We start from the raw sequence: 19,270 nt of genomic DNA, 5'->3' as shown, positions 1-19,270 counted from the left end.
TGCGCTGCCTGCAAAAAATTTGCTATATTTGCGATTTATGCTCAACAATTCATTTATCGATTTTCTTTATCACACCTTTATCCCCATTATCAGGACCCGCTTATGAGCGCACCCAAACTACTATTATCTGTATTAACCGTCAGCATGTTCAGTCTAACCCTTAGCGCCTGTGGCAGTGACGGGGACAAGGTCAAAGACGAATATGACCGAATAGAAGATCAGGTGAACAATGAATATGATCGTTTGGAAGACAAAGTCAAAAAGAAGTATAAAGAAGTCGAAGATAAGCTGAGCGATGATGAAAAATCCATGGCCGAGATTCTGGAGTCGGTATTTTTACCAGAAGAATCACTCGATAATTTCTTGGATAAAATAACCCCAGAAGGCGGTCGCGGCGGTTTATATGTCGGACACTTCATTGAGATTGACGATGGTGACAACGATGATATCGATATCGGTGCTGTTTACTTTGACATCAGCAAAGATGGCGCTGGCAGCGTAGATGGTAGCGTTAGTTATCAGCAGCAAGCCTGCCAAGAAAATAACACTCTGGGCATCAACTCAGCCATCAAGGTTGACAACTATATCGCGGGTAAAATAACAGGCAGTCTCGATACGTTAGCGTTTTTAGACATTAAATATGTCAATGATTTGGGCATAGAAACACCAAACTTATTAACCACCTTCGCGGGGAGCTTTGAGGAAAAAGCAGCAGGATCACCTTGGAGAGGTAGCTTTGAGTATCAGGATGGCATCGGCGGTAAAAAACTAACCAGTAGCGAAAAAAATTGCAACGTCACTTACACCATTAGCGATCGATCTAATTTTAAGACTTACCCACTTGATTATAGTCTGGGCAAAATGACTCTTGATGTCATCGGTAATGGCAATCAAAAGACCGTCACTTGGCAAAATCCTGCCAATACCAAGTATTTACTGGTCAGCCAAATTGATGTCAACAAAGCCGAGTCTGGTGCCAACGGCTATGTGCAGAATGTGATATTAAGTAATCTTGAAACGCAGTTTACCCCTGTCATTCCAGCCATGTCCACCAATTACGTGATTGTCGTACAAGCATTTGATGCCAATAATACCTTGATTGGCTATCAAGCGGTGGTGCAAGATTTACCTGAGTCGCTATAAATGCCTGCTGATGTGCCTATAAGTTAGAATGGTTATCGTCCAGTGCACACTCTATGGAATCGATTACCTTTCACAGTCAGTTTTTAAGAGCTATATAACGCTTTTAAAGCGTTGACATCATAGCGTGGCTTCTTTACCATTCTATTTATTTATGACCTGTCAATCCACTGCTTGGATTGACGGGTTATTTTTATTTTTGTGCCTGCCTTTTTTTTGCATACTCTGTCTATATGGGCTTGCTCATATTATTTATCGGAGTATTATCGTCAGCACGACTCCCCCTTTTACATCCATCCAAAAAACTGGATTGGCTTGGTTAAACTTGCTTAGGGCGTGTCCTCATTCTCATTTGCTTTTCTGCTCAAATTTTTGGTCATGGTATGACCGTCTCGCTATTGTTTTGTTGATGGCAATATTTGCTCATCTATCATAATTACCGCAAAGAATAAAAAGTTGCTCACTATGGTTTTCCCATTATCCTTTAGAGATTTTAAAAGCTACAGCTTACGCTTAGGCGTGCTCGCGCTTCCTATTTTAATTACTCAGTTTTGCCAAGCAGCACTTGGTGTGGTCGATGCTATCATGGCAGGTCAAGTCTCCGCGCTTGATTTGGCGGCCGTCGCCGTTGGCTCTGGTATCTGGCTGCCGCTGTTTTTATTAGCCACTGGTATTTTAATCGCCACCACCCCTCTTATTGGTGAGGCGATCGGTCAAAATAAGCACCATCAAGTACCGCATATCACGCAGCAGTCTTTATGGACCGCTAGTGTCATTGGTATTATGGGCTTTATCATCGTTAATTTAGCACCCAATGTACTTGGGGTCATGGGTGTGCCTGAAAACATCCAACCAATAGCAACACAGTATTTGCATGGCGTGTCGTTTGGTTTTCCCGCTCTGGCTGTCTATGCGGTACTACGCAGTTATTGCGAAGCACTTGGGCGACCTGAGCCGGTGACAGTGATTAGTATCATCGGACTACTTGCCGATATTCCCCTTAACTATATTTTTATCCACGGTCTGTTTGGTTTGCCCGAGATGGGCGGCGCAGGCTGCGGGGTCGCAACGGCAATAGTGTTATGGATAAATGTTTTATTACTGGCGGCTTATACCAGCTTTACTAAGCGACAGCAGTTTGCCAGCACGCGCTTCTTTTATGCCTTTGCCAGTCCTAATCGTGCACAGATTAAAAAGCTCCTTAAACTTGGTATTCCGATTGGTATCTCTATCTTTTTTGAAGCCAGTTTGTTCAGCTTGGGCGCTCTTGTTATCAGTCCATTAGGTGAGCTCGCAACCGCATCGCATCAGGTGGCATTAGCAGTGACCTCCCAGCTGTTTATGATTCCGATATCAGTCGCTATGGCACTGACAATCATGGTATCCAATCGTTTTGGCGAAAAAAACCTCATGGCGTTACGTCAAGTGCAAGCCACTGGTCTTATCTGGACAGTATTGATTGCACTCACTTGTATGATTGGTATTTGGCTATTTAGGCCGCAATTGGCAGCAGCATTCTCTGATAACCCCGCCGTTATCACGCAATCTATGCATTTACTTATTTTTGCCCTTGGTTATCAGCTGTTCGATGGCTGGCAAGTCAACGTCGCTGGTATATTGCGCGGCATGCAAGACACCACGATCCCAATGTGGGTCACGTTGTTTTGTTACTGGCTGGTGGCATTGCCACTCGGTGTTTATTTAGTGCGCTTCACCGATATAGGCGCACAAGGGTTTTGGATGGCATTAATCACGGGTTTATTCTTATCGTCTATTCTACTCACCCTACGCCTGCGCTATCAACAAAAGCGTCTGACGGCGATGTGGGGTTAATGCATCAGCTATACTGATGTAAATGCAGTATCTACTAACCATGACTAGCGCTACATGGTCACATAGACTATGATAAATCATTAAGCATTTCTTACTCGTAAGAAATGCTTACGTCATAATATGTAAAAAAACTCAGTTAACAACTGTACATCGATTGCTCATTGCCATGAATATAGGTATCATTAGCAATTACCTACACAATATTTAGTTACACTATTTCTTGAAATTAGTAGAAGGCAAAATTAAAACTATGGATATTGAAAAAATACGCACCCTAATCGCCCTCATGGAAGAAAGTGAACTGGTTAATTTAGAAATCAGCTCAGATGATGAACACATCAGCTTAACTCGTCATTATGATGCGCCTGCACCGACCATGATGGCCGCACCTGCTGCTGGCATTGCCCCTATCACTGCTGAAGCAAAGCCAGCGGTAAAAGCGGGTAGTGTTGAGACATCGCCGATGGTTGGTGTTTATTACTCAGCCCCTAGCCCTAATGACCCGCCATTCGTAAAGGTCGGACAAAAGGTGCAAGCTGGTGACACATTGGGCATCATCGAAGCCATGAAAATTATGAATCCTCTTGAGGCAACGCAAAGTGGTGTCGTTGACGAAATCTTAGTCGATAACTCCGAAGTGGTACAGTTTGGTCAACCCGTCATACGCTATAGAGCTTAACGACACTGTTTACCAACCTTTACCTCATTATGATAGAGATTTCGTTATCATTTGGCATTTTAGCTTGAGTTATTTTATCTTTATTGTAGCTCAATTTAATGGTGCCTAAAATAACGACTCTATCAATGACCGCCGCTTCGACAAGGATGACCCCATGATAAAAAAACTGCTCATCGCCAATAGAGGTGAGATTGCCCTACGTATCGTTCGAGCCTGCAAAGCCCTTGGCATAGAGACCGTCGGTGTCTACTCCACAGCTGATGCAAACTTGATGCACCTGCGCTTTGTTGATGAGGCAATCTGTATTGGCAAACCCAATGCCAATCAAAGCTATCTTGATATCAATACTATTTTAACCGCAGCTGAAATCACTGGTGCCGACGCTATCCATCCGGGTTATGGTTTTTTGGCTGAAAATGCTGAATTCGCTGAACGCGTCGAAGAAGCAGGTCTCACTTTCGTTGGTCCTAATGCTGACCATATTCGATTAATGGGCAATAAAGTCTCTGCCATTAATGCAATGAAAAAAGCTGGCGTACCGACCGTCCCTGGTTCAGTGGGCGCGGTAACGTTGCATAATGCTGAAGAGCAAGCACGCCATATCGGCTTTCCGTTATTGATTAAAGCCGCTTCTGGCGGCGGCGGTCGCGGCATGCGCGTGGTTGAGCGCTTCGAAGAAGTCATTAGTCAAGTACAAGCTGCTAAGCAAGAAGCTGAGCTGTGGTTTGGTGATGATACCGTGTATATGGAACGCTACCTACAAAATCCGCGCCACGTAGAGATACAAGTGCTTGGCGATGGTAATGGTAATGCCATCCATCTATATGACCGCGATTGTTCATTGCAACGTCGCCACCAAAAAGTATTAGAAGAAGCCCCTGCGCCTGATATCCCTGATGATGTACGTCAGCCTATCTTGGACGCTTGCGTCAAAGCATGTGAGTTGGTGAAATATCGCGGTGCGGGTACTTTTGAGTTTTTATTTGAAAATAATGAATACTTTTTTATTGAGATGAATACTCGTGTGCAAGTTGAGCATCCGGTAACTGAGATGATTACTGGCATCGATGTGGTCGTCGAGCAGCTAAAAATCGCAGCCGGCTACGGTTTGTCTTATCGTCAAAGCGAGATTGAGATTCAAGGCCATGCCATTGAATGTCGTATCAATGCTGAAGACCCAGCGACCTTTATGCCTTGTCCTGGCACAGTCACCCAGTTATTTGCCCCCAGTGGTGCTGGTGTACGCTTTGACTCGCACCTTTACCCGGGCTACGAGATTCCAAGCTATTATGACTCATTAATTGGCAAGCTTATCTGCCATGGTCAAACGCGCCAGCAAGCCGTCTCTAAGACGCTGCATGCACTCGATGAATTGGTGATTGAGGGTATTAAAACCAATATCCCGCTGCATCGCGATGTCATTTTGGCAGATGACAATTTTATTCACGAAGCACAAAATATTCATTACCTTGAAAGAGAGCTTCTAACTGGCAATAAAAAGAAGGCGGATGTATAACCCGCTTTGATTTATTGTTAAATATGAAAAAACCGCTACCTATTTAGATAGCGGTTTTTTATGTTTCTATTTTAGAAAAAAACGGTCTTAAGTCTTATAATTAACGATAAAGTGCTATGGTAACACTCTATTAAAATTCATAAAGCATTCATTACCATCAGGATCCGCACACCACTGCATTTGGTTGCCATCGTGGTTTAAAAACGCAATCAACGCTTCGTCAGTTTGGTCGATTTGGTTGCCTGAACAATCTACCTCATTGTTGTCATAGACTGTTTTTAGCGCAATAATGGGCAGCCCTTCTTCGCGGTGCGTGATTAGGTAACGACCATATGTCCATTCTTTGCCACTCACTGCCCACATCTCATTATCGGCCGCAAAATTGTATAGCTCGCGGCACTGGTTTGCTTTTTTGGCAGAAGCCGTTAACTGGTTGTTGGTATTGGGCTTAATATTAAGGACGCGCTTTTCACTCTGCACAAGGACACCGCCTTCTGTGCCAGCAGTCACTTTTGGCTCATCACTTTTTGTCTGGTTCAGCTCTTTTGCTACAGCTTGTCTGGCTTTGGCTTCTTTAGTCATCGTGATACTACTGTCTAAGTCGATTTCCCATTGTCCTGCGATAGCTGGACTGATATGAGTGGTAATAGTCGGTTTAGTGACCACTTCGCCATTTACTGGCAATGACGCCAAAATAGCAGCCAATGAAAATGAAGCAAGTGAGATAGGTTCCATAATTAACCTTTTGTTTATAATAATATAATAGTATGCGTTATGTACATTAGCGTAAGTCTTAGACATCAAAAACACAAGTAACATTATGCTATTAGTCGCGATGCTTTAGCCAACTGCAAGATAGGCGATAATCATAAATGTCTACTTTCTACATATAGACTGTCTTTTTTCATGCAAAAAATAACGCCATCGCTTTACTTGCCAAAGACAAGAAGCGACAGCGTTATAGCGACAAGTTATCAAAACGATCATAAATACATTAAGCAGTGATAGTACTAACTGCTTGAGCAAACGCTGATAAGGCGCCTTTAAGCATCGCTGATACAGTACTGCTGCAAGTGCCAATACCAGAATAAACCTCCCCATCAACATTCAACTGAATGTAAGCAGCGGCATTGGCATTGGTTTTGTTGTCATTATTGGTATCATCATCGATGCCATCACCGCTATTGTGCTGTGGATTGATGGCATGCTCAGCGTAATTAATAACATGGATAGATTTACCAGTGTGCTGGGCAAGTCCGTCAATAAACGATGATAATGGACCATTACCAGTGCCATCAATATTAATGATGTCCCCATTCATTTGTACTTGACCAGTAAAGTAGACTTCACCGCCTTTATTATTGACCGTATAATCTAATAGCTCAAAACTGCCTTGCTGTAGATACGTGTCTTCAAAGGTTTGTAAGATTTCATCATTCTGCAATTCGCGAGCAGCTGATTCAGCTTGCTTCTGTACCACGCCGCTGAAGTCAATTTGCATCCAGCGCGGCAAATTAAAGCCATAGTTGCGCTGCAAGATATAAGCCACACCGCCTTTACCAGACTGGCTATTGATACGTACCACATCCTGATAACTACGACCGATATGCGCCGGATCAATTGGCAAGTAAGCCACATCCCAAACGTTATCCGTCTCGTTTTGATGCTTTTCGTTATAATCGAGAGATTTTTTGATGGCATCTTGATGCGAGCCACTAAAGGCCGTAAAGACCAATTCGCCGACGTATGGATGACGCGGATGTAAGGGCAAATTGTTACATTCGCTGACCACTTGTACAATTTCGCTCATGTTACTAAAATCAAGCTCTGGATCGATACCTTGACTAAACAAGTTCATCGCCATGACCATGATATCCATATTACCCGTACGCTCACCGTTACCCAATAGCGTACCTTCGATACGATCGGCGCCCGCTAATACCCCAAGCTCTGCTGCTGCGACCGCACAGCCACGGTCATTATGCGTATGCAAGCTAATAACGACATGCTCACGCTGGGCAAGATGACGGCAGAAATATTCGACTTGGTCGGCAAAAACATTGGGCATAGACGCTTCAACCGTCGCTGGCAAGTTTAAAATTACTTCCTGCCCTTGTTGTGGTTGCCATACTTCACAAACCGCATCACAGACTTCTACAGCATATTCAGTTTCCGTTTGACTAAAGCTCTCTGGTGAATACTGGAATACCCACTCTGTTTCTGGGTATTTAGCCGCATATTCAACCAATAATTTAGCACCAGTAACAGCAATTTCTTTGATTTCAGCTTTGTCTTTACCGTAGACCTTTTCACGTTGTACACGGCAGGTTGAATTATAGACATGAACAATCGCACGCTTCGCGCCTTTTAATGACTCAAACGTACGGGCGATCAAATGCTCACGAGCCTGCACCAATACCTGCAAAGTCACATCATCCGGGACGTGATTTTCTTCGATAAGTTTGCGAGCAAAATCAAACTCAACCTGCGCCGCTGATGGAAAGCCAATTTCAATCTCTTTAAAACCAACCTCAACCAACGTTTTAAAAAAACGCATTTTTTGTTCGATCGTCATCGGATCAATCAGTGCTTGATTGCCATCACGCAGATCCACACTTGCCCAGATTGGTGAATTTTCAATCGTTTTGCTCGGCCAAGTACGATCTGACAGCGATGGCGCAAAAGCAAATGGACGGTACTTTTTATAATCAAAAGCAGCATTTTTGGGTGTAATCTTTGCAGTCGTTGAGGCTACAGTGCGTTTGGCTTGGTCAGACATAATCAATCCTTAGATGATATGGGAATTTATGTTTTTAGCTGGACGGCTGGTGATTAGATCAATGTTTATCATACGAGATAACCAATGTTTATACCATAATAATATCAGAGTTTATGCAATAGAAATCAGCTTTCTTTGATAATATATGGCACTATTTTAGTGAAAAAATACAATTTACTCAGTATAATTAGATGAATCCACTAATAAAGCAACAGATCATGCCAAACAGTCATCTGGATAGTCCACATTTAGCCGATATTGATGAGATCGATCGACAGCTCTTGCGCGTATTGCAAACTCAGGCACGTATGAGTATCACCGAGCTTGCCGAACGCGTCAACCTGTCAGCCACGCCTTGTGCACGCCGTATTAAACGCTTAGAAGATGCTGGTATTATCACAGGTTATCACACCAAAACGGATGCGCAAAAACTTGGCTACCCGCTCGCTGTGTTTATTGCGATTAGTATGGACCGCCATACGGCTGAACGCTTTGAGCAATTTGAGCGTAAGATTCAGAGCTTTGATGAAGTCATTAGCTGTAGCATTGTCACGGGTCGTACAGAAGACTACCTTATCAAGGTAAGAGTACGCGATATGGCACATTATGAGGAGTTTTTATTACATAGGCTCAATCGTATCGAAGGTGTCGCTCAAGTGCATACCAGTTTTGAGCTGCGAGAAATATTTAATCGTAGTGTGGTTTAAATGGTAGTCGCTGGCTGTCGACGAAACAATAGCAACAGCACCAATCCAACCATCAATCCAGCGGCGGCAACGAGTAACCCTGCATTGAAATTGTCGTCCTGCCCTGCCAATGCTACCGTCACCAATGGCCCCAAGAACTGACCCAATGCATAAGCCAAAGTTGCCAATCCTATCAGCAAATTTGAGTAAGCAGGATTGATATTTTTAATCAAAGTGAGCGTCATCGATACCATACCCACAAAGGTCAAACCTAAAATAGCAGCATTGCCGTACAAACCAATAGCGCCGTCGAACCATATGGGCAGGCACATCCCAAATGCTTGTAATATCGTTAAGCCTATTAACGTTTTAATTTCACCAATTCGCTTGGCAAGTGCGCCCCACAGTGGATTTGATAACATCGCAAACACACCAACGACTAGCCAAATGAGCAATCCAGCATACGTCTGCGTCGTGAGGCGCTGTGCTGCCATTACTGGCAAAAAAGTCGCAGAGGTAATGTAACCAAAGCCTGCCAGTATATAGCTCGCTGACAGCAAAGCAATAGCCTTACGATGACCAGCAATGGCCTCATACAAAGCGCGCTTAAAGCTCAAATAGGTTTGATGCACTGACACGTGCTGTTTAGGATCAGTCCGCAGCAAGTCGGAACCATTTGCTTGTCTTGGTTTTACCGCATAGAGTAGCCATACCAGAGGTAAGCTTGTAAAGCCTGCTACCAACCAAATGACATTAAAATGATAGCCTAATATTAACAACCACCACGTCAGTATGGCAGAGGCACTGATACCGACGCCAATACCTGCGTAGTGTACTGCCGACAGTACAGAGCGGCGTTCAGGACTTAAGCTTTGAATCACAAACGATGAGCTCAAAATCATCGCTACACCGCTTGCAATACCTGCGATTAGACGAATAAGATACCATAAAGTTAATGACATATCAGGTACGACAAGTAGCATCGTTGTGACGACACTTATAATTGCCCACAGTGTCAGCGCTTGCCACGTCGAGCGCTGAGGCACAAACATGGCGATGAGGGCACCGATAAAATAACCGATGTAATTGATAGAGGCAAGCCAGCCTGCAATCGTCGTCGAAATCGACAGTTGCACCATAATATCGGGCAAGGTAGCAGTAAAGAGGAAGCGTCCATAGCCCATGACGACTGCCATGCAGTACATACCGATACAGGCAATGGCAGCTTCATTGGTAATATGAGGAAAAGCACGGCTTTTGAGAGCAGTCATCATGACAGAGCCATTTTTGCGGCAATTAGCACACAATCCTTTGTGTTAGAGCATTCAAGAGCAGCGGCGGATTAATAATCAAACATACAAGCGAAAACTACGATACGTTTACTGTTGGTGGCATGGTCACATCTGTTTCTGTGTGTCCTAGCATTTGTACGCGTTGATCACTAAACATATCCATATCAGGTGCCAGCGTACGCATAAAGCGATCAAAATACAGCATCTGTTTGGTCAATAAAGCAAAGTCACGTGGGAAATGTATGCCATGGCGCTTACCGACTTCTACAATCTCAAGCATCATTTTATTTAACTCATCGGCTTGCTCTTTACTATTAAAAGGCACACCACTGGTAAAGGATTTGTCCTCCGCCATAATAGTCTTCATCATACGCTGCAAATCATTACCCAACGCCACTACATCGACTTTATTGCCACCATGGGTCATTTCCATATCAATCATATGGCGCGCCATCGCTTGATAGTCACTGTCCTGCATGGCTTGCATCATACCCATGCACGCACGCCAACTCTCAGCTTTTAGCTTACCGACAATACCAAAATCCAAGAAGCCAATACGACCATCGGTTAATAGCATCAAATTGCCCGCGTGCAGGTCAGCATGAAAACTGTTGCACAGCATGAGACTGGCAAACCACGTATTCAAGGTATCCGCCATGACTTGCGCAGGATCAGCACAATACTGACGCATGAGCGACTCATCGACCATAGATACGCCGTACAAGCGGCTCATGGTTAGTACACGCTTGGTCGTCAGCTCTTCATATACTTTGGGTGCTACCACGCGCGTATTGCCTGATACGGCTAAGAACTGCTGAAAATCGCGGATGTTTTGTGCCTCAGCGATAAAGTCCGTCTCGGCAAGCATGCGCAGGCGAATCTCATCGATAATCGGCGCAATACTGGCAAACTTCATCGACGGCATCAGAATCTCAAGTAACTTAGTCACCCCATGCAATACGCCCAAATCCGTTTGCATAATGGTCTCGACGTCAGGCTTTTGTACCTTTAATACGACTTCATCGCCATTATGCAACCGTGCCGCATGAACTTGAGCAATAGAGGCTGACGCTAGTGGCTTTGAGTCGATATGGGCGAACTTATCAGCGAGCGTCATGCCATCAACCGCCAACTCTTCTTTCAATACCTGCTCGATATAAGCATAGGACAATGGCGTGGTTTGATCCAAACAGCTCTGAAAAGCTTTTACATATTCGCGTGGAAACAGTGACGGCGTACTGGCGATAAACTGACCAATCTTGATATAAGTCGTGCCCAATTGCTCAAACGTTTCTTTTAATAATGTAGCATCAGGCTTTTCACCTTTTGCCACTCTCAGCGCAGATAAACCTGCCACGCTGGCTGTTTGGCGAACACGGTTCATGACATTGAAGGTATGCTTTAATAAATGCGGACGATGAATTTTCATAAAAAACAACTATGGTCATAAGAAAGGGTTTTGAGAATAGGCGATTATAAATAATGACAAGTCACACCGCCACTAATGAACAATGACTAATGTCTAATGACTGCTACAGACAGGACACGCGGCATCTTGGCGATAGCCCATTAGCCGCTGCTGCATCTGACTACCATCCCATATTAATAGCTTATTTGTCAGTGGATTTTTGGTTAATCCCAAATACTGCAGGGCAGCATTCGCTTGCAAATTACCCATGATAGCAGTGGTACTCGCTAGCACACCTGAGTTGGCACACGTACGCTCATCAGCCGCTGCATCAAGCACTACCGAACCAAACACGCAGTGATAACAACCAGTGTTTAGTTGCGGCTCAAACAGCGCCAACTGACCTTGCATCGCAATCGCTGAGGCAGATAATAGCGGGATTTTATAGTGCACGCTAATACGATTGATGACATCACGCGTAGCAAAATTGTCGGTGCAGTCTAAAAGCAAATCAGGCTTGCCTGTCGCCATATCGAGCAATTTATAAGCATTGTCTTTGCTTAATCTTGCAACTGTACCGCGAGCGGTAATGAAAGGGTTAATACGCTCTAACATGTGCGCCGCTGTTAGCGCCTTAGTTTTACCAATATCCTCAGGTAAAAACAGCGTTTGGCGCTGCAAGTTGCTGGCTTCAATGACGTCATCATCTATAAGATGAATGTGCCCAAGTCCTGCACGCACCAGCGTCTCAGAAGCAGGACAACCAAGCCCACCTGCCCCTATCATGACCACACGAGCTGATTTTAAGCGTAATTGAGCGTCAATATCCCAACCATCTAATAATATTTGCCTTGCATAACGCAGCAACTCTTCATCCAACAACTGCCCTTCATCTAATGTGTGCGCCATATTTATTACCAATAACCTATTATTAAAGAAGTCTACTAACAAAAATCTGGTGACTTAATTTGACCCAGCGTAACACGATCATTACCACCATAGTCTTGTACTGTATGCACAGATTCAAAGTCACTGTCTACAAACAACTTGCGAACGGCATCACCTTGGTCAAAACCATGTTCGATAGCCAGTAGCCCACCGACACGCAAGTATTTCGGTGCCTGTCCTACGATATGCTCTATATCGGCAAGCCCATGATTGGGGGCACTTAAGGCACTAATAGGTTCGGCTACAAGGCGTGCTAAATGCTCATCTTCCTTATCGATATAAGGAGGGTTGGACACAATCACATCAAATAATAGCTCGCCATGACTGGGCAGCTCGTCATACCAACTGCTTTGTATAAACTCAATATCAGCAACATCATTGATGGCTGCATTGTGCTGAGCAACCTTGAGCGCTTCTGGCGACATATCCACCGCAACGACTTGCCAACTTTCTGCCTCACTGTCTGAACGCTGCGTATTTAACTCGTGAGCGAGACTAATCGCAATACAGCCTGAACCTGTCCCTAAATCCAGTAACCGTTTTGGGCTGCTGACACTGTTTGGCTGAGATTTTATCCAAGTTAATACTTGCTCAATCAGTATCTCAGTATCAGGTCGCGGAATTAAAGTGTGCTCATTAACAGTAAACGTCAGCGACCAAAATTCTTGCTGACCAGTCAAATACGCAAGTGGTATTCCTTGCTGCATCTTCGTTACACCTGCATTGAATTGCTCAAATTCACTATCAGTTAATTGGTAATCTTCATCCGTTATTAAAAATATCGCAGGCTTATCGACGACATACAACAGCCAGTCCGTTAGCCAAAATGGCGGTAGCTTGCTATTTGCAGCCTCATTTGTCAATTGCTGAATGTGCTGCTTGATTTGACGAATACTTGATGCTGTCATATATAGTTCATCACCTATTAAAATTGATTACTCAAGTTTGGTAGAAAGTTCAACTGGATCGTCATTGCTACCAATAACCACATGCTTGTCTACCAAATAAATAAGTATCAAGACAGGTATTCCAATCAAGAATGTGATTAAGAAAAAGTTAGCAAATCCAATGTTGTCTGAAATGCCACCTGAATACCCACCCAATACTTTTGGAAACAAAGTCATGAGTGATGAAAATATAGCGTACTGTACAGCGGTAAACTTAACTGAAGTAAGCGCTGATAAAAATGCAATAAAAACAGCAGTCGCAAAACCTGCTGCCAAATTATCAACAACCACTGCTAGGTACATATAATTCATATCACCAGGATGATAGGTCAATAGAATAAATAGAAGATTGGTTGTACTCGATGCTATAGCACCAATCAACATGACATGCATCATCTTCATTTTTTGAGCAACAAGGCCACCTAAAAATCCACCTGCAATCGTCATAAACAATCCCAGAAATTTGACCGCGTCAGCAATCTGAATTTTAGTAAAACCCATCTTAGCGTAGAAAACGTTTGATAGATTGCCTGCGACAATATCTGACACACGATAAAAACCTATCAACAATAGCAACAGTATTGCCTGCTTACCATAGCGACGGAAAAAATCAGCAATAGGCTCTACCCACAATCTTTTTGCCACCTCTTTTTTTGCCAGCCCGACTGATATAAGCGCATATCCCACAACCATAGCCACAGCCACACTACCCAACAATCTCACTACTTCTATCAAAAACTTTAGAAAAACACTGTCATCAGGAGCTTCAAATATTTTACCTATAAATACAAAAGCACCTATAAACGCAAAAACTGACAAGATAAATAAGAATAATATTCTAATATTGTCATCACGAGACTGTACAACTGAGTCAATTTTGTTCACTATTTTGGGTTGATTTAAAATAAAAAATATCAGTAAGAAAGGTGCGCATGCCATTACCATCAAGAAATACATATTAATCGCTGGCAAGTACTCAATAGGTATTAACGTTAAAGGCCTACTCAATACTCTGGTTGCAAAGGTGCTGACGAATACTGGCAATCCATAAATCACACCAGGGATAAGGAGAAAAGCCGCGTATATGGAAAATATTTTTAAATTTCTTTTTTGTTTATATATTTCTAATGACTGTGCTGCTGGCTCATAAATAGCAAACGTCGTTAATAAACCGACTGACATGACACCCATCATCGTATAGTAAGTATTGCGCCATGCTTCATAATTATAAAGCTCTTCAGAAGAGCCAAAATAACTTGCTAAATAAAGTGCACCTGCGCCTGCGACAATCATGCCAATACGATAACCAGCGACATATACTGAAGACAACGTAGGTTGCAATTCAAACCCTGCCAACTCAATACGATAAGAATCAACAACGATATCCTGAGTAGCTGATGAAAAACCAAGCAAAACAGCACCAAGCGCCATAACCCAAAGGACGTTTTCAGCAACAGGGTTAACACTAGCCATCGTAAAAATAGCAACCAGTATCATCAGTTGTGACATAAACATCCATGCCCGACGCCTACCTAGCCATTTAGTTAAGAAAGGAAGTGGCATTGAGTCAATCAACGGCGCCCAAATAAACTTAAACGAATAACCAAGACCTGCCCAACCAAACATTGTTATCACACCGGTTTCTAAACCCGCTTCACTAAGCCATAGTGATAGACTTGAAAAAACCAACAGAATAGGTACACCTGCTGAAAATCCAAGAAATAACATAATCATCACACGAATATCTGAAAAAGATTTCAATGCATCAGACCATGATTTTTTGACAGCTGATTGATTGGGTGGCACAGATTTGACAGCAGACATAATCGCTCACTAGCACTTAAGAAAAAGAACACAACCGCGCACAATTTTTATCAATCATTAGCATCATCTATCGGTAACTGATACTGATAAATAGCACTGATAAACGGGATCGATAAAAATTGCTTAACGTTGCACAAATACAGCCATTACAACAAAATTGAATTATGGTACTTGAGAACGCTGACCTTGACTAGACATTCTAACGATATTTTTGCATTAACCTTTCTTTCTACTGGTTAATAAAACCTAGCTTATAGACTAGGGTTTACTTTCATATTGAGCATGGGTATAAAAATAAGGAAAATATCGCATTTTGCATCACAACCGTTTTATATAAACCTCTTTCTCTTGTGATTAGCCAATCATTATCCTGATAAGTTATTAATAATTAATGCTTTAACAACCAGAAATTATTACTAAATCCTTACTTTTATATATTTAAAAAATATAATTTTATTAGGTATACCATTTATTTTATAAAACAATATGTTTGTATAAATTGCTTCCATAAATCAATCATTATTCTATATGCTAGAGATGACAAATAATTTTTGCAAACAATAGTAAATAACACACTCGATTGCCATTTATCTGATTACTGCCTAGGAGCCACATGATGACTAACTCAAACTCAACATCAGATGCTGCAAGTAACACCACTTATGATAAAGGAGATGGTCATGGACCAACCATTCATAGTGAAAATGTAGATACTTCGCACGAGCCACAACGTCCAAGCATGGGTAGCTGTCCTGTCATGCACCAAGCACATACTACGAACGCCTCGGCAGCAATCGACTGGTGGCCGAATAGCTTAAACTTAGATATCTTGCATCAGCAAGATCACAAAACCAATCCAATGGATCCTGACTTTGATTATGCAGAAGCCTTTAAGCAATTAGATTTAGAAGCGGTCAAGCAAGATTTAAAAAATCTAATGACTGAGTCACAAGCATGGTGGCCAGCAGATTGGGGTCATTATGGTGAGTTGATGATTCGTATGGCTTGGCATTCTGCCGGTACTTATCGGCGCTCCGACGGGCGCGGTGGTTCTAACACTGGTAATCAACGCTTTGCGCCATTAAACAGTTGGCCGGACAATGTCAATTTGGACAAAGCACGTCGTCTATTATGGCCAATCAAGAAAAAATATGGTAACAAACTTTCTTGGGCAGATTTGATGATACTAGCGGGTAATATGGCTTATGAATCTATGGGCTTTAAGACGTTAGGTTTCGCTGGTGGACGTACCGATATTTGGCATCCAGAAAAGGATATCTATTGGGGTTCCGAGCGTGAATGGCTGGCGGCTACCAAAAATCGTTATGAAGATGATAATCAGCGTGAATCGCTAGAAAACCCTTTAGCAGCGGTACAGATGGGCTTGATTTATGTCAACCCTGAAGGTGTCGATGGCAACCCTGATCCAATCAAAACAGCACAAGACATCCGCACCACTTTTGCTCGCATGTCAATGAATGATGAAGAAACGGTCGCCTTGACGGCTGGTGGTCACACGGTTGGTAAATGTCATGGTAATGGTGACGCTACCTTATTAGAAGATGAGCCAGAAGCGGCTGATATCAAAGAGCAAGGTCTAGGTTGGCGCAACCCTAAAGGTACAGGCAATGCTGGCGACACCGTCTCAAGTGGTATCGAGGGCGCATGGACCACGCATCCAACCCAATGGGATTATGAATATTTCGAGTTATTGCTAAATCATGAGTGGGCACTGACTAAGAGTCCTGCTGGTGCTTGGCAATGGGAACCTATCGATATCAAGGAAGAGGATCGTCCTTTAGATGCACATGATCCAAGTGTACGCCGCAACCCAATCATGACCGATGCTGATATGGCAATGATTAAAGACCCTGCTTACCGTAAAATTTCAGAGAACTTTCATCAAAATCCAGAATATTTCGATGAAGTATTTGCAAAAGCTTGGTTTAAGCTTACCCATCGTGATTTGGGGCCAAAATCTCGCTATTTAGGGGCGGATGTGCCAAGCGAGGACTTCACTTGGCAGGATCCAATTCCACAAGGCAATGTTAATCTGAGCGCTGATGATATTACGATCTTAAAAGCACAGATACTAGGCAGTGGTATCGACCATCGCGAATTTATTATTACCGCTTGGGATAGCGCTCGTACATTTCGCGCCTCAGACTATCGCGGCGGCGCCAATGGTGCACGCATTCGTTTAGCCCCGCAAAAAGACTGGCTAGGTAATGAGCCTGAGCAATTGGCTCGCGTACTCGAGGCGCTCACTGCCATCCAGACGAACTTTGATAAAGACGTCAGCATAGCCGATTTAGTGGTACTCGCTGGTAACACCGCCATTGAAAAAGCAGCAGCTAATGCAGGTGTGCAAATTGAAGTACCATTCGACGCGGGTCGTGGCGATGCGAGCGATGAGATGACTGAAACAGAGAGCTTCTCTGATTTAGAGCCACGACATGATGGCTACCGTAACTGGATCAAAGGCAGCTATGCCATATCACCTGAAGAGATGCTATTAGATCGTACTCAGCTGATGGGCTTGACTGCACCCGAAATGGTCGTTTTAATCGGTGGTATGCGTGTCTCGGATACCAACTACGCTCAGAGCCAACAAGGCGTCTTTACTGAGCGTGCTGGGACACTTAGCAATGACTTCTTTGTGAACTTAACAGACATGAGCTATTCTTGGCATCCCGTTAAGACAGACAACAATGACGCCCCTGCTCTCTATGAAGTACGTGAGCGTGCTACTGGCAATGTAAAATGGCAAGCCAGCCGCGTAGACCTAGTTTTTGGCTCAAACTCCATACTACGCGCTTACGCTGAGCTTTACGCACAAGACGATAACCTAGAAAAATTCGTTCATGACTTTGTAAATGCTTGGAATAAAGTGATGAATGCGGATCGTTTTCGCTAAAACCCACTGAAATAGATACGCCTTTATCTTAAAAAAGCCCTCTTTAATCGAGGGCTTTTTTATTGTAATGGTTTACTTCTAGCAACGGACAAACGACTTATCCTATATTCCAAATAAACATAAATAGATAACCATTAAGTATATACAAGAATAAACACTTTGTTTTACACTACCTGCTTACTGCATATTTGTACATTTTCACTTTTGTATACAGACAGGGTTTGTATATTTATACAATAGGATTTAGTTATGGCAATCGACGTAGTGGTCAATCAGCGGCATTTACAGATTCAGCTCAAGCAGTTGGAGACAGTATGGCATACGGTGATTAATGGCTATAACTTAAGTCAGGCGGCGACCGTACTGCACACCAGTCAATCTAGCCTATCAAAACATATTGCGGCACTTGAAAATCAGCTCAAAACGGAAGTATTCGTCCGTCAAGGTAAACGCCTAACGGGTCTTACGACCATGGGCACAGCACTAATGCCGCATATCGAATCTATCTTCGCCGAGATCCGTACGATTGAAAACCTAAGTCTCGATTTTAATAATCCGAATATTGGCACGCTGACGATTGCCACCACTCACACGCAAGCGCGATATGTATTGCCGCAAGTCGTCAAAGAGTTTAAAGAGCGTTTCCCCAAAGTCAACCTAATACTACAACAAGCAGATCCAGAGACCATCGCGCAGATGGTCATTCGCGGGCAGGCAGATATTGGCATTGCAACCGAGTCTTTACTTCATAACAATTATTTACGCTGCTATCGCTATTATGACTGGACGCATCGCGTCATTGTGCCAAGCGATCACGAACTGGCCAATCACGAGTCTGTGGATTTGCCGACCCTCGCCAGCTATCCGATTGTGACCTATCACGGTGGCTTTACGGGGCGCGGTGCGATTGACAAAACTTTTGAAGAAGCAGGATTGGAGCCAGATATCGTACTAGCAGCACTCGATGCTGATGTAATCAGTACTTACGTAGGTCTGGGCTTGGGTATCGGCATTATTGCAGAGATGGCGTTTGAACCGAGTCACTATCAAAATTTAACTGCGATACCTGTCGATCACTTTGGGCGCTTTACCAGTTGGATGGCGGTGCGTGATGATGCAGAAATTCGTCAGTATGGTCGAGCATTTATGGAACTGTGTCAAAAACAATTTAGCCAGTAAAGAACCATTCATTCATATTTTCACTAAACGTCAATGGCATCGTTATCAACAGATAATGATGCCATTTTCTATTCTCATTTCTACTCAAAATCGACTGCCGCGCATGTGATTCTTATAACTCT

General features: G+C 43.3%; 14 protein-coding genes. 7 read left to right on the top strand and 7 right to left on the bottom strand.

Annotated elements, in window-relative coordinates; all coding sequences use genetic code 11:
- Window positions 1-102 precede the first annotated feature (102 nt).
- From I3252_RS03060 to accC, 4 genes are all read left to right on the top strand, one after another.
- Window positions 103-1,143, top strand: a complete 1,041-nt coding sequence (locus tag I3252_RS03060; RefSeq protein WP_238034172.1) for a hypothetical protein — start codon at window positions 103-105, stop codon at window positions 1,141-1,143.
- 462 nt (window positions 1,144-1,605) lie between these two features.
- Window positions 1,606-2,973 (top strand): MATE family efflux transporter, encoded by a 1,368-nt coding sequence (locus I3252_RS03055; protein WP_238034171.1) that lies wholly within the window; start codon window positions 1,606-1,608, stop codon window positions 2,971-2,973.
- 250 nt (window positions 2,974-3,223) lie between these two features.
- Window positions 3,224-3,652 (top strand): acetyl-CoA carboxylase biotin carboxyl carrier protein, encoded by a 429-nt coding sequence (gene accB, locus I3252_RS03050; RefSeq protein ID WP_045447773.1) that lies wholly within the window; start codon window positions 3,224-3,226, stop codon window positions 3,650-3,652.
- A gap of 154 nt (window positions 3,653-3,806) precedes the next feature.
- Window positions 3,807-5,168 carry an acetyl-CoA carboxylase biotin carboxylase subunit gene (gene accC, locus I3252_RS03045; RefSeq protein ID WP_238034170.1) on the top strand — a complete coding sequence of 454 codons (1,362 nt, stop codon included), beginning with the start codon at window positions 3,807-3,809 and terminating at the stop codon, window positions 5,166-5,168.
- 114 nt (window positions 5,169-5,282) lie between these two features.
- Here accC and I3252_RS03040 read toward each other — a convergent pair whose 3' ends face one another.
- Both I3252_RS03040 and leuA read right to left on the bottom strand, forming a co-directional pair.
- The gene (locus I3252_RS03040) at window positions 5,283-5,903 is read right to left on the bottom strand and encodes a hypothetical protein (protein WP_238034169.1); all 621 of its coding nucleotides are present in this window, start codon (window positions 5,901-5,903) and stop codon (window positions 5,283-5,285) included.
- A gap of 259 nt (window positions 5,904-6,162) precedes the next feature.
- The gene (gene leuA / locus I3252_RS03035; protein ID WP_238034168.1) at window positions 6,163-7,947 is read right to left on the bottom strand and encodes a 2-isopropylmalate synthase; all 1,785 of its coding nucleotides are present in this window, start codon (window positions 7,945-7,947) and stop codon (window positions 6,163-6,165) included.
- 218 nt (window positions 7,948-8,165) lie between these two features.
- Here leuA and I3252_RS03030 point away from each other — a divergent pair, with 218 nt between their 5' ends.
- Window positions 8,166-8,654, top strand: coding sequence for an Lrp/AsnC family transcriptional regulator (locus tag I3252_RS03030; protein WP_045447764.1), 489 nt, complete (start codon window positions 8,166-8,168; stop codon window positions 8,652-8,654).
- Here I3252_RS03030 and I3252_RS03025 read toward each other — a convergent pair.
- The 5 genes from I3252_RS03025 to I3252_RS03005 all read right to left on the bottom strand — a co-directional run bounded on the left by I3252_RS03025 (window position 8,651) and on the right by I3252_RS03005 (window position 15,052).
- The gene (locus I3252_RS03025) at window positions 8,651-9,907 is read right to left on the bottom strand and encodes a YbfB/YjiJ family MFS transporter (protein WP_238034167.1); all 1,257 of its coding nucleotides are present in this window, start codon (window positions 9,905-9,907) and stop codon (window positions 8,651-8,653) included. The genes I3252_RS03030 and I3252_RS03025 overlap by 4 nt on opposite strands.
- A 94-nt stretch (window positions 9,908-10,001) precedes the next feature.
- On the bottom strand, window positions 10,002-11,354 hold the full coding sequence (locus I3252_RS03020) for an AarF/ABC1/UbiB kinase family protein (RefSeq protein WP_109591308.1): 1,353 nt from the start codon (window positions 11,352-11,354) through the stop codon (window positions 10,002-10,004).
- Between the two features lie 93 nt (window positions 11,355-11,447).
- Window positions 11,448-12,242, bottom strand: a complete 795-nt coding sequence (locus tag I3252_RS03015) for a HesA/MoeB/ThiF family protein (protein ID WP_238034166.1) — start codon at window positions 12,240-12,242, stop codon at window positions 11,448-11,450.
- 35 nt (window positions 12,243-12,277) lie between these two features.
- On the bottom strand, window positions 12,278-13,189 hold the full coding sequence (gene prmC / locus I3252_RS03010; protein WP_238034165.1) for a peptide chain release factor N(5)-glutamine methyltransferase: 912 nt from the start codon (window positions 13,187-13,189) through the stop codon (window positions 12,278-12,280).
- 27 nt (window positions 13,190-13,216) lie between these two features.
- Window positions 13,217-15,052, bottom strand: a complete 1,836-nt coding sequence (locus I3252_RS03005; RefSeq protein WP_238034164.1) for an MFS transporter — start codon at window positions 15,050-15,052, stop codon at window positions 13,217-13,219.
- 739 nt (window positions 15,053-15,791) lie between these two features.
- On the opposite strand from I3252_RS03005, the gene katG reads away from it, so the two are divergent.
- Entirely contained in the window at window positions 15,792-17,969 is a 2,178-nt protein-coding gene (gene katG, locus I3252_RS03000; protein ID WP_238034234.1) for a catalase/peroxidase HPI, read from the top strand.
- Between the two features lie 249 nt (window positions 17,970-18,218).
- Window positions 18,219-19,148 carry a LysR substrate-binding domain-containing protein gene (locus tag I3252_RS02995; protein WP_045446223.1) on the top strand — a complete coding sequence of 310 codons (930 nt, stop codon included), beginning with the start codon at window positions 18,219-18,221 and terminating at the stop codon, window positions 19,146-19,148.
- Window positions 19,149-19,270 lie beyond the last annotated feature (122 nt).

Origin of the sequence: Psychrobacter sp. Ps4, assembly GCF_022129285.1 — a bacterium.
Taxonomy (GTDB): domain Bacteria; phylum Pseudomonadota; class Gammaproteobacteria; order Pseudomonadales; family Moraxellaceae; genus Psychrobacter; species Psychrobacter immobilis_A.
This window is presented reverse-complemented; position numbering and strand designations above follow the sequence as displayed.